This window comes from Maritimibacter dapengensis, assembly GCF_019218265.1.
Lineage (GTDB): Bacteria > Pseudomonadota > Alphaproteobacteria > Rhodobacterales > Rhodobacteraceae > Maritimibacter > Maritimibacter dapengensis.
This window is the reverse complement of sequence record NZ_JAHUZE010000001.1, coordinates 576,256-589,358: the sequence shown is the minus strand read 5'-3', so window position 1 is coordinate 589,358 and position 13,103 is coordinate 576,256. Positions and strand designations below refer to the sequence as shown.

The window sequence follows — 13,103 nt, the reverse complement described above, 5'->3', positions numbered from 1 at the left end:
GCATTCAGCCGTGCCTCATCAGTGCGGTGAATCAGACTTCTTCCACGTCCATGACGCCGGGCAGGCTCTTCAGAGCGCCCTTGATTTGCGGGTTGAGCGGGTATTCCGCGCCGAGGTCCATCTCGACCTCGCCCGGCAATCCGGGGTCCATCAGGCAAAGGCTCAACGTGCCGGGGCGCACGCCTTTTGCCGTTGCTTTGGCATCCTCCAAGAGCTTGGCCACCGTGCTCACCGCGCCCGCGTCGTCGACATAGATGCGCAGCGCCATGCCGCCTGCATCCTGAACCATCGTGTCCACCGGAGCGACAGAGCGGGCGAGCAGTTTCAACTGCTCGCTCTCGACATTGGCCTCGACCGTGACCACAACGTTCTGCCCCGGCTCAAGGTATTCGCGGCAGGCTTCCAGCGTCTCCGAAAACACCGTCACCTCGTAAAGCCCGGTCGGGTCCGACATGGAAACGAAGGCAAAGCGGTTGCCCCGGCTCGACTTGCGCTCCTGTTTCGCCGCCACCGCACCGGCGAGCTTGGCGACACAGGGCGCACGCTCGGCCTTCACGGCAAGTTCCTCCAGCGTCACGACCTGCTTGCGCTTGAGCGCCGGCATGTAATCGTCAAGCGGATGGCCCGAAAGGTAGAAGCCGATCGCCTTGTGCTCCTCGGCCAGCCGCTCGTTCGGCAGCCAGTCGGGCGCGTTAGACAGGCGCGGCTCGGGCAGATCGTCGCCCGCCTCGCCAAACAGCGACACCTGCGCGCTCGCCCGCTGTTCGTGGATCGCCGCCGAATAGCCTACCAGCGCATCGAGGCTTTCAAAGACCCGCCGCCGGTTCGCGTCCAGCACGTCGAAAGCACCGGCCCGCGCCAGCATTTCCATCGGACGCTTGCCGACCCGCTTCAAATCCACCCGCCGCGCAAAATCGTAGAGGTTGACGAACTGCTTGTCCGCCCGCGCCTCGGTGATCAGCTTCATCGCCTCCACGCCCACGTTTTTGAGCGCGCCGAGCCCGTAAACCACTTTCCCCTGATCCACGCTGAACATTGCCTGCGAGCGATTGACGCAAGGCGGCACGATCTCGATATCGAGCCCCCGGCGCACTTCTTCGGCATAGACGCCCAGCTTGTCGGTCAGGTGAATATCGCAATTCATGACGCCCGCCATGAACTCGACCGGATGGTTCGCCTTGAGCCATGCGGTCTGGTAGCTCACCACGGCATAGGCCGCCGCGTGGGATTTGTTGAATCCGTAATTGGCGAACTTTTCCAGAAGGTCGAACACCTCGCTCGCCTTCTTCTTGTCCACGCCCTTTTCCGCAGCGCCCTTTTCGAATTTCGGGCGCTCGGCGTCCATCGCCTCCTTGATCTTCTTACCCATCGCGCGGCGGAGCAGATCGGCGCCGCCAAGGCTGTAGCCCGCCATCTCCTGCGCGATCTGCATCACCTGTTCCTGGTAAACGATGATGCCCTGCGTTTCCTCAAGGATATGGTCGATCAGCGGGTGAACGCTCTCGATCTCGCGCTGGCCGTTCTTGACCTCGCAATAGGTCGGAATGTTCTCCATCGGTCCGGGACGATAGAGCGCAACCAGCGCGACGATGTCCTCAATACAGGTCGGTTTCATGCGCCGAAGCGCGTCCATCATGCCCGTCGATTCCACCTGAAACACCGCGACCGTCTTTGCGCTCGCATAGAGCTTGTAGGTTGCCTCATCGTCCAGCGGGATCAGGTTGATCTGGTTCTCCCCGCCCTCGGCTGGCTCGTAAAGCCGCGCGCCGTCCGGCCCGGTGTGCAGGTCACGCCCCTGCCCGTGAATGAGGTCGATGGCGTTCTGAATGACGGTCAGGGTCTTCAGCCCGAGGAAGTCGAACTTCACAAGCCCCGCCTGCTCGACCCATTTCATGTTGAATTGCGTCGCCGGCATGTCCGACCTCGGGTCTTGATAAAGCGGCACCAACGCATCGAGAGGCCGGTCCCCGATCACCACGCCTGCCGCGTGAGTCGACGCGTTGCGCAGCAAACCCTCGACCTGCTGAGCATACGTCAGAAGCCGGTCCACGACCTCTTCGGCGCGGGCCTCTTCCCGCAATCGCGGCTCGTCCTGCAATGCCTGATGGATCGACACGGGCTTCACACCCTCGACCGGGATCAGCTTCGACAGCCTGTCCACCTGCCCGTAGGGCATCTGAAGCACCCGGCCCACATCCCGCACCGCAGCCTTTGACAGAAGCGCACCGAAGGTGATGATCTGTCCCACTTTGTCGCGCCCGTATTTCTCCTGCACATAGCGGATCGTCTCTTCCCGCCGGTCCATGCAGAAGTCGATGTCGAAGTCGGGCATGGACACACGTTCCGGGTTCAGGAACCGCTCGAACAGAAGACTGTAGCGCAGCGGGTCGAGGTCCGTGATGGTCAGCGCATAGGCGACCAGCGAACCGGCACCCGACCCCCGGCCCGGCCCGATGGGAATACCGTTGTCCTTGGACCATTTGATGAAGTCCGCAACGATCAGGAAGTAGCCGGGAAAGCCCATCCCCTCGATGATGCCCAGCTCGAACTCCAGCCGTGCCTCGTATTCCTCGACCGGCGCGGCATGCGGAATGACCGCGAGCCGCGCCTCCAACCCTTCCTTCGCCTGACGGCGAAGCTCGTCCACCTCGTCATCCGCGAATTTCGGCAGGATCGGGTCACGGCGATAGGCCATGAACGCGCAGCGCTTCGCGATCTCGACGGTGTTCTCCAACGCCTCCGGCAGGTCCGCGAACAGCGTCGCCATTTCCTGCGGCGACTTGAAGTAATGTTGCGGTGTCAGCCTCCGGCGCGGCTCCTGCTGATCGACATAAGCTCCTTCCGAGATACAGATCAGCGCGTCATGCGCCTCGTAAAGCTCGGTCTTCGGGAAATAGACGTCATTGGTCGCGACCAGCGGAATGTCCATCGCATAGGCCAGTTCCACGAAGCCGCGCTCGGTCTTCGCCTCGGCCTCGGGAAGCGCGCCGCCCTCGCCCGGATGGCGCTGCAACTCGACATAGAGCCGGTCGTCGTAGACGCGCTTGAAAAACTCCATGAGGCCCTGCGCCTTGGCCCGGTTGCCGGTCTGAAGCCACTGGCCCACCGGACCTTCGGCCCCACCGGTAAGGCAGATCAGCCCCTCCGAATATTGCTCCAATTCCGCCAGCGTCACGCTCGGCAGCGCCCCATGCTTGTCGAGATAGAGGCAGGAATTGAGCTTCATGAGGTTCTCGTAGCCGCGCTCGGTCTGGGCAAGCAGCACGACGGCGGCGGCAGGCTTGGCCTGTTCCCCCGGGTCCGGCTCGTGGAAGGCCACATCGACCTGACACCCGATGATCGGCTGCACGCCCGCTCCGCTCGCGGTGACGCTGAATTCCAACGCCGCGAACATGTTGTTCGTGTCCGTCATCGCGACGGCAGGCATCTCCATCGCTTCGCACAGACCGGACAGTTTCTTGACCGGCACCGCGCCTTCGAGAAGCGAGTATTCGGTGTGGACACGAAGGTGGATGAATCGAGGAGACGCGAAAGACATGAGCGAACATTAAATCCGCCGTCCCGAGGGTGAAAGACCGAAATCGGCACGTCCCTCCCGATCCTGATCCATACGCGAGCCATACGTGTTCCATACGTGATACATACGTTGCACTTACGGCGGGAGTTTTGCGCGGGACTCCGGTAAACGGACCGGACGCCGAATTAGCGCAACACCTCGTATTGCGTGATCTCCGCCCGGAAATACGGTGCGTATCCTGTGTCATAGACATAGCCGACTTCCGCCCGGCGCGGCACCCGACGTTCGCCCATCTGGTCGTAGTCGCCCATCGTCCCGCGCCACGGCAAAAGCGCGGTGGTTCCGTCCGGCATCGTCGCAGGCCGCTCTTCGGCACTCACGGCGATGATGTCGCCGTCGGAATCGAAAGTGAACTCGACCCGCGCCTCACCGCCCTTCGTGCCAAGCGTCGCGGCAAATCCCTCGGCGGTCTTCTCCCACCCAATATCGTGGTTGGTCAGGATCGCATCCGGGCACCACGGCAATTCCGCAAGGTATCGCATCGCCTCAGCACGATCCGCAGGTCCGCCGCTCAGCGTGCCGATCGGGAACGCCCCGAGCAGGCGAATGGCCAGCACACCGCCCCTTTGCGGGTCATAGGCATCCAGAACCCGGACCATCGGAACCGGGCCGAATCCGCCCTGGCGTGCGACCCAGAGAAACCCCGGTGCACTGGCGGAAACCACCTGCCGCGCCGTCAGCGGGAGCCAGTCCTGACCCGGCGACCGCTGCATGTCCGCATCCTGTGTGAAACGCACGGTCGCAACCGTCTCGCCCCCGGACAACCCTTTGTCGGCAAAGGCCGTTACCGCGTCGGGAAGGTCATCCCGCACGGCACTCTTCGGTGCGGCAATCAGTGCGCCCTCGCGGGTCGCGATAGCCACCGCGAATTGGGCGGCCAGCACCAGCCACGCGGCGAGCCCCAGCCCGATGCCGATCAGAATGGTCAGAAATAGGATGCGTATCATGATCTCAATTTGTGACCTCTCGGCCCGGCCCGCAATGCCAACCCGACATTCGGCCCACATTCCTTGGCCGTTTCTCGCCCAGAAATCCGGCACTTGCCCATGAAAGCCGCAAATTATCGGCACAAACACCCGGTGCGCCTGCTCAATCCTGTGGCACCCGGGTAGACTCGGCTCATTTTCTGCGCTTTGCTGCCGTGGTCGGGCCTCTACGCCGCATCGAGACCCGACCACGAAAAAACTGGGTACAGCGGTGGGACAGGGCATGGACATCGCGTTTCTTCTCAACGGAGAGACCGTCAATCTCTACGGAGTCGATCCAACGACGACTGTGCTGGATTGGCTGCGGGAAAACCGCCGACTGACAGGCACGAAAGAAGGCTGCAACGAAGGCGATTGCGGGGCGTGCACGGTCATGGTGACGGATGAAGACGGCACCCGGCCTCTGAACGGCTGCATCCTTTTTCTGCCGCAGATCAACGGCAAAACCTTGACGACGGTCGAAGGGTTATCGTCACCGGCCGGCGACCTTCACCCGGTCCAGACCGCCATGATCGAACATCACGGTTCGCAATGCGGCTTCTGCACACCGGGCTTCGTGGTCTCGCTCGCGGCGGGCCAGATCAACGGCGAGAACGACCACGACCGGCAGATCGCCGGCAATCTCTGCCGCTGCACCGGTTACGCGCCCATCGTGCGTGCAGCCCGTTCCGCGGCGCGACGTCCGGTTCCGAAATGGCTGCGCGACATCCGGACGGGTCCGAGCTTCGGTGCCACTCAGGACGATTTCCAGCCCACCACGACCGAGGGTCTTGCAAGCCTTCTGAGTGCACATCCCGACGCCACTCTGATCGCGGGCGCGACCGACGTCGGGCTGTGGGTCAACAAGTCGATGCGCAATCTGGGCACGACGATCTTTCTCAACCGCGTCGATGATCTGCGCCGTATCGAAACGGCGCCCTACATGATCTGGATCGGCGCCATGACCAGCGTGGAATCCCTGCGTCTCGCGATGAACAAGCATCACCCGAGCTTCGGTGCGATGCTCGACAGGTTCGCAAGCGCGCAGGTGCGTGCAGCCGCGACCGTGGGGGGCAACATCGCCAACGGATCCCCGATCGGCGACACGCCACCGCCGCTCATCGCCCTCGATGCCATGCTGCATCTCAGACGCGGCGACGAAACCCGTGAAATGCCGCTCGAGGATTTCTTCATCGAATACGGCAAGCAGGATCTCGAACCGGGAGAGTTCGTCGAAGCGGTTGTCATCCCGCGCGACAACGGCCCCGACAGGCTCAAGGTCTACAAGCTTTCCAAGCGCTTCGATCAGGATATTTCCGCGGTCCTCGGCGCGTTCAACATCCGGGTGCAGGATGGCGTCGTTGTGTCGGCCCGCATCGCCTTCGGTGGCATGGCGGGCACGCCGATGCGCGCACGTGCCGTTGAAGCCGCTCTGATCGGGCAGCCGTGGAGCGCGGAAACCGTGAAGGCCGCCAAATGGTCCTTTGCGGAGGATTTCAATCCGATGTCCGACATGCGCGCCTCGGCGAGCTATCGGCTCGACGCCGCCGCCAACATGCTCGACCGCGTCTGGCTGGAAGACAAGGGCGTCGCCACGTCTGTTCGCGAGGTGATGCCATGACGCTCGGAAAGGCGATCCCGCATGACAGTGCGACGGGCCATGTCACCGGAGCCGCGCGCTATGTCGACGATCTGCCGACCCCGGCCGATTGTCTGCACCTCGCGTTCGGTCTGTCGCAATCGGCCCGCGGGGTCATCACCTCGGTCGACCTGTCCGCCGTGCGCAAGGCGCCGGGCGTCCTGCGCGTGCTGACCGCCGCCGACCTGCCCCACGTCAACGACATCTCCACGGCGGCCCATGACGAACCGCTTCTCGCCAAGGGTGAAGTGCATTATCAGGGCCAGCCGATCTTCCTCGTCATCGCCACCAGCCACCGCGCGGCGCGCGAAGCGGCGGCGCGCGCCGAGATCGGGATCGAGGAAAAAGAGCCGATCCTGACGGTCGAGCAGGCCGTGAGCCAGAATTCCTATTTCGAGGGCGGCCCTCTCACGTGGTCGCGTGGCGAAGCCGAAACGGCCATGCAGGACGCGGCCCATATCGTCGAAGGCGAGATCGAAATCGGCGGGCAGGAGCATTTCTATCTCGAAGGACAGGTGAGCCTCGCCGAGCCACAGGACAATGGCGACATGGTCCTCAAGACCTCGACCCAGCACCCGACCGAGATCCAGCACAAAGTGGCCGAAGCGCTGGCCGTTCCCTTCCATGCGGTCCGCGTGGAGACCCGGCGCATGGGCGGCGGCTTCGGTGGCAAGGAAAGCCAGGGCAACGCGCCCGCCATCGCCTGCGCCATCGCGGCGCACCTGACGGGCCGCGCCTGCAAGATGCGTTACGACCGCGATGACGACATGGTCATCACCGGCAAGCGCCACGACTTCAAGATCCGCTACAAGGCGGGCGTGGACAAACGGGGCCGTTTCGTCGCGGTCGAATTCGACCAGTTCGTGCGCTGCGGCTGGTCGCAGGACCTGTCGCTCCCGGTCGCCGACCGCGCGATGCTTCATGCCGACAACGCTTATTACCTGCCCAACGTGCGCATCACGTCGCACAGGCTCAAGACCAACACCTGCTCCGCCACCGCGTTTCGCGGCTTCGGCGGGCCGCAGGGGCTTCTGGGCATCGAGCGGGTCGTGGACCATGTGGCACATACGCTCGGCCTCGACCCGCTCGTCGTGCGGCAGCGCAATTTCTACAACAAGACCAAGCCGCAGGAGACGCCCTATGGCCAGCCGGTCAAGGGCTTCATCCTTCCCGACATGGTCAAGGCGCTGGTCGACTCGTCGGGATACGCAGAGCGGCGTGACGCCGTGGCCAAGTGGAACGCCGAAAACGAGGTGCTGAAGCGGGGCATCGCCCTGACCCCCGTGAAGTTCGGGATCAGTTTCACGCTGACCCATCTGAACCAGGCCGGCGCGCTGGTGAACGTCTATTCCGACGGGTCCATCACCATCAATCACGGCGGCACCGAAATGGGCCAGGGATTGTTTCAGAAGGTCGCACAAGTCGCCGCCTCGGGCTTCGGCGTGTCGTTGGGTCAGGTGCGTATCACGGCGACCGATACCGGGAAGGTGCCCAATACATCGGCCACCGCCGCGAGCTCCGGCTCGGACCTCAACGGGATGGCGGTCAAGGCCGCAGTGGACGAGATCCGGGCGCGCATGACCCGCTTGCTCGCCCAATTGCATCAGGCCAAGCCCCGCGACGTGAAGTTCAAGAACGGCAAGGTTACGGTCGGTCAGGACGAGCTCACCTTCGGTGACGTCGCGCGCCTGTGTCACGAAAACCGGGTGAGCCTGTCGGCCACCGGGTTCTACGCCACGCCGGACATTTCGTGGGATCGCACCATCGGGCGCGGCCATCCGTTCTACTACTTCGCCCACGGCGCGGCGGTGACCGAGGTGGTGATGGATCGGCTGACCGGCGAAAACCGCATCCTGCGCTGCGACATCCTTCACGACGTGGGCCAAAGCATGAATCCGGCCATAGACATCGGCCAGATCGAAGGCGGCTACGTGCAGGGTGCGGGCTGGCTCACGACCGAGGAACTGGTCTGGGACGAGAAAGGGCGTCTGCGCACCCACGCGCCGTCGACCTACAAGATTCCGGCCAGCTCGGACCGGCCCGCGGAATTCAACATCGCGCTGTGGAACGGCAAGAACCACGTGCCAACGATCTACCGTTCCAAGGCCGTGGGCGAACCGCCCCTGATGCTCGGCGTCTCGGCCTTCCTCGCGCTGTCGGATGCAGCGGCAGCCTGCGGCGATAGCTACCCCGACCTCGACGCCCCCGCGACGCCGGAACGGCTGTTCTTCGCCGCCAAGAGGGCCGGGAAATGAGCTTCGACCGCGACTCATACGCAGCACTGTTGCGTGAACATAGCCCGGTCGTCCGTGTCGTCGTCGCCGCGACAGCCGGGTCCGTGCCGCGCGAGACGGGGGCGTCCATCGTGGTCTGGGCGGATGGTCAATGCGGGACCATTGGCGGCGGCACGCTTGAATTCGAAGCCATCGCCGGGGCCCGCGCCATGCTTGGCGGCAATGTCGACCGCAAAGCAACGACCCACGCGCTCGGCCCGGATCTGGGACAATGCTGCGGCGGTCGCGTCACGCTTGTCTGGGAGCATCTGGACGCGCTGCCGGACGGCGAAATTCACGCCCGCCAGATCACCGGAACGGATACGCCCCCGCTTTCCGTCACCCGCCTGATGCAGCGCGCCCGCGACCGGGGCGAAACGCCAGGCCCGGCCTACCTCGACGGCTGGATGGTCGAGCCGATCACCCGCCCCGCAACGCCGATCTGGATCTGGGGCGCGGGCCATGTGGGACGCGCCCTGATCACCGCCCTCACGCCCCTGCCCGACCTCGCCCTGACCTGGGTCGACACCGGCCCGGACCGCTTCCCCGACGCCATACCCGAAGGCGTGACCGCTCTGCCCGCGCCGGACATCGCCGCCGCGACGCGGCTCGCCCCAAAGGACGCGCATCATATCGTTATGACCTATTCCCACGCGCTCGACCTCGCGATCTGTGACGGGCTTCTGGCGCGCGGCTTCGTGCAGGCAGGCCTGATCGGCTCCGCCACCAAATGGGCACGCTTTCGCAAACGTCTGGCCGAAGCCGGACACCCGCCGCAGGCCATCGACCGCATCCGCTGCCCGATCGGGGACAAGGCACTTGGCAAACACCCGGCCGCCATCGCGCTCGGAGTCGCGCATCAGATCATGGCGGACATCGCGCAGGGCGCAGCACAGACAGACGAGGGGACGGGGCATGGCAGACGCCTATCTGGCGATTGAGGGGCTGACCAAGGCCTATCCCGGTGTGGTGGCGAACGACGATGTGTCGTTCGATATCATGCCCGGACAGGTCCATGCGCTCCTGGGCGAAAACGGTGCCGGGAAATCCACGCTCGTCAAGATGATCTACGGGCTGGTCAAACCCGACAGCGGCACCATGCGCGTCAACGGCGAGCTGTACGAACCCGCCACCCCCCACGCCGCCCGCGCCTCCGGCGTCGCGATGGTGTTCCAGCATTTCTCGCTCTTCGACGCGCTCGACGTGGCCGAGAACATCGCGCTCGGCATGGACAACCCGCCCCCAATGCGCGAACTCGCGGCCCGGATCACCGAGGTCAGCCATGCCTATGGCCTACCCCTCGATCCCGCACGTCGGGTGGGCGATCTGTCGGCGGGCGAACGCCAGCGAGTCGAGATCATCCGCTGCCTTTTGCAGAACCCGAAACTTCTGATCATGGACGAGCCGACCTCGGTCCTGACCCCGCAGGAAGTCGATATCCTCTTTGAAACGCTTCGGAAGTTGTCGGAGGAAGGCACCGCGATCCTCTATATCTCGCACAAACTCGACGAGATCCGGGCGCTCTGCGAAGAGGCTACCGTTCTGCGGCTCGGCAAGGTCGTGGGCGAATGCGACCCGCGCGAGAAAAGCGCGCGCGAGCTGGCCGAAATGATGGTGGGCGAAACGCTTCACACCCCGGAACGCGAAGCCGGCGAGACGGGCGAGGTGCTGCTCGAAGTCACCAAGCTCTCGCTCGCCCCGGCCAACCAGTTCGGCACGCGGCTGAAGGAGGTCAGCTTCACCCTCAGGGCAGGCGAAGTGCTCGGCATCGCGGGCGTCGCGGGCAACGGTCAGGACGAGTTGCTCGCCGCCCTGTCGGGAGAACGGCGCACCGCCGCCGATGCGGTCAGGCTCAAGGGTGACGGCATCGGACGCCTCGGGCCGAATGCACGCCGCAGCCGCGGGCTTCTCGCGGCACCAGAGGAACGGCTGGGCCACGCCGCCGCGCCGGAAATGAGCCTCACGGAGAACGCGCTGCTGACCGGCGACATCCGCGAGAAGCTGTCAAAAAACGGTTTCGTCGGCTGGAAAAAGGCCCGCGAATTCGCCGCCAGGGTGATCGAAGCCTTTGACGTGCGCACCCCCGGCACCGAAACCGCGGCAGGGGCGCTTTCGGGCGGCAACCTCCAGAAATTCGTGATTGGGCGCGAGATCCTGCAACGCCCGGACGTCTTCGTCGTGAACCAACCCACCTGGGGCGTCGATGCGTCGGCGGCGGCGGCGATCCGGCAGGCCATCCTCGACCTGTCCGCACGCGGCGCAGGCGTTGTCGTCATCAGTCAGGACCTCGATGAACTCATGGAAATCTCTGACAATTTCGCGGCTCTGAACGAAGGCACGCTCGCCCCGCCCCGCCCAGCCAAGGGGCTCACGGTGGACGAGATCGGCCTGATGATGGGCGGCGCACACGACATGGATGTGGCCCACCCCGAGGAGGCCCACGTATGAGCCTGATCCGACTGGAAAAACGCGCGGCACCTTCGCGCACGTTGGCGGGGCTGACCCCGATCCTCGCGGTGATCGCGACGATGATCGCGGGCGGGATCATGTTCGCGTTTCTCGGCTTCCAACCGCTCGAGGCGATCCGCACGATCTTCTGGGATCCGCTGTTTGATCCGCAATTCGGCCCCTATTCCCGGCCCCAGCTTCTGGTGAAAGCCGGTCCCCTGATCCTGATCGCCACCGGCCTCGCGCTCGGCTTCAAGGCGGGGATCTGGAACATCGGGGCCGAGGGCCAATACATCATGGGCGCGGTGGTGGGCGGCGGCGTCGGCCTTGCCTTCTACCCATCCGAGAGCGGGCTGATCTTTCCGCTCATGGTGCTCGCGGGCGCGCTGGGCGGCTGGGCCTGGGCGATGATCCCCGCAACACTCAAGACCGTGTTCGGCACCAACGAAATCCTCGTCTCCCTCATGCTGGTCTACGTGGCCGAAAACATCCTCGCCAGCGTCTCCTCCGGCCTGTTGCGCAACCCGGACGGTCAGGGCTTCCCCGGCTCGCGCAATCTTGCCCGCGATTATCCGGCCGCCTCGAACCCCGAGCTGATCGCAAACACCGGGATGCACTGGGGCGTGGTCGCGGCCTTCATCGCGGTGATCTTCGCCTATGTGCTGATGACCCGGCACAAGATGGGCTTCGCGATCCGGCTGGCGGGCGACGCCCCGCGCGCTGCGCGCTTTGCCGGCGTCTCGCCGTCTCGGCTGATCCTCTTCTGCCTCGGAACGGCGGGAGCGCTTGCCGGGCTGGCGGGCCTCTTCGAGGTTACGGGTCCAGCGGGCCAGATCACCATCGACTTCAACTCCGGCTACGGCTTCACCGCGATCATCGTCGCCTTCCTCGGTCGCCTCCACCCGATCGGCATCCTCTTCGCGGGCCTGCTCATGGCGCTGACCTATATCGGCGGCGAACTCGCTCAGCTCATGCTCGGCATGCCCGCCGCCGCGATCCAGCTCTTCCAGGGAATGCTGCTCTTTTTCCTGCTCGCGATGGACGTCTTCGCCAATTACCGCGTCCGCATCGGCACACCGGAGGTCACGACATGACCTTTTCATCGTGCCGCAAATATGCCGGGGAGTTTGAGGGGCAGCGCCCCTCATTCCGCCGCGCCCCGGGCGCGGCTCAGACCTGCGCGGGCGCACGCCCGCACCTTTTTGAAGGAGCCGCCTGATGGATTCGATCAACCCGATCCTTCTCATCGCCTCATTGATGGTGGCCTCCACCCCGATCCTTCTCGCCGCCCTCGGCGAAATGGTGGTCGAGAAGGCGGGCGTCCTGAACCTCGGCGTCGAGGGAATGATGATTACCGGCGCGGTCGTCGGTTTCGCCATCGGCGTGAATTCCGGCTCGTCCGTTCTGGGCTTCGCCTGCGCGGCGCTCGCGGGGGCCGCGCTCAGCATGATCTTCGCCTTCATCACGCAGGTGCTTCTGTCAAACCAGGTCGCGACCGGGCTTGGCCTCACGCTTTTCGGCCTCGGGCTTTCCTCGCTCATCGGTAAGCCCTACGTGGGGATCAAGGCGCCCGGCTTCGCCAAGCTCGACATCCCGCTTCTGTCCGATATCCCTGTCCTCGGGCCGATCCTGTTTCGCCATGACCCGATGGTCTATCTCTCGCTCCTGATCGTCGCGGCGGTCTGGTACCTTCTGACCTACACACGCGCCGGCCTCATCCTGCGCGCGGTGGGCGAGAACCACTCCGCCGCCCATGCGCTCGGCTACAAGGTCGTGCGCGTGCGCTTCGCCGCTATCGCATTCGGTGGCGCAATGGCCGGACTTGGGGGCGCTTACGTGAGCCTCGTGCGCGTGCCGCAATGGGTCGAGGGCATGACCGCGGGCGCAGGCTGGATCGCGCTGGCCATCGTGGTATTCGCGTCCTGGCGGCCCTGGCGCATTCTGCTCGGTGCCTATTTGTTCGGCGGCATCACCGTGCTACAGCTCAATTTGCAGGCAGCCGGATCGTCGATCCCCGTCGAATACCTGTCCATGAGCCCCTACCTTGTGACCATCCTCGTGCTGGTTATCATCTCGGTTCGCGGCAATCATGGCGCGCCGGGGTCGCTGGGCCGGGTGTTCCATGCCTCGCAATGAACAGAAGACCCAGTTTTCGCGGCCCTGCCGCACCGACAGAACGAGACTGAACCACCAACAGGGGA

At 64.6% G+C, this 13,103-nt stretch carries 8 protein-coding genes; 6 read left to right on the top strand and 2 right to left on the bottom strand.

Annotated features, from left to right (window positions below):
* Positions 1–31: 31 nt before the first annotated feature.
* Entirely contained in the window at positions 32–3,538 is a 3,507-nt protein-coding gene (gene dnaE / locus KJP28_RS02965) for a DNA polymerase III subunit alpha (RefSeq protein WP_218390738.1), read from the bottom strand.
* Positions 3,539–3,702: 164 nt separating this feature from the next.
* Entirely contained in the window at positions 3,703–4,524 is an 822-nt protein-coding gene (locus KJP28_RS02960; RefSeq protein WP_218390737.1) for a DUF6544 family protein, read from the bottom strand.
* A gap of 262 nt (positions 4,525–4,786) precedes the next feature.
* On the opposite strand from KJP28_RS02960, the gene xdhA reads away from it, so the two are divergent.
* From xdhA to KJP28_RS02930, 6 genes are all read left to right on the top strand, one after another.
* Complete coding sequence (gene xdhA, locus KJP28_RS02955; RefSeq protein ID WP_218390736.1) at positions 4,787–6,163, top strand: xanthine dehydrogenase small subunit; 1,377 nt, start codon at positions 4,787–4,789, stop codon at positions 6,161–6,163.
* Positions 6,160–8,436 carry a xanthine dehydrogenase molybdopterin binding subunit gene (gene xdhB / locus KJP28_RS02950; RefSeq protein ID WP_218390735.1) on the top strand — a complete coding sequence of 759 codons (2,277 nt, stop codon included), beginning with the start codon at positions 6,160–6,162 and terminating at the stop codon, positions 8,434–8,436. Before xdhA ends, xdhB begins: the two co-directional genes overlap by 4 nt.
* Positions 8,433–9,395: a xanthine dehydrogenase accessory protein XdhC gene (xdhC, locus tag KJP28_RS02945; protein WP_218390734.1), complete on the top strand. Its 963-nt coding sequence runs from the start codon at positions 8,433–8,435 to the stop codon at positions 9,393–9,395. The genes xdhB and xdhC overlap by 4 nt, the downstream gene beginning before the upstream one ends.
* On the top strand, positions 9,370–10,902 hold the full coding sequence (locus tag KJP28_RS02940) for an ABC transporter ATP-binding protein (protein WP_218390733.1): 1,533 nt from the start codon (positions 9,370–9,372) through the stop codon (positions 10,900–10,902). Before xdhC ends, KJP28_RS02940 begins: the two co-directional genes overlap by 26 nt.
* Positions 10,903–10,904: 2 nt before the next feature.
* Positions 10,905–11,996 (top strand): ABC transporter permease, encoded by a 1,092-nt coding sequence (locus tag KJP28_RS02935; RefSeq protein ID WP_218391675.1) that lies wholly within the window; start codon positions 10,905–10,907, stop codon positions 11,994–11,996.
* Between the two features lie 124 nt (positions 11,997–12,120).
* Positions 12,121–13,038, top strand: coding sequence for an ABC transporter permease (locus KJP28_RS02930; RefSeq protein ID WP_218390732.1), 918 nt, complete (start codon positions 12,121–12,123; stop codon positions 13,036–13,038).
* Positions 13,039–13,103 lie beyond the last annotated feature (65 nt).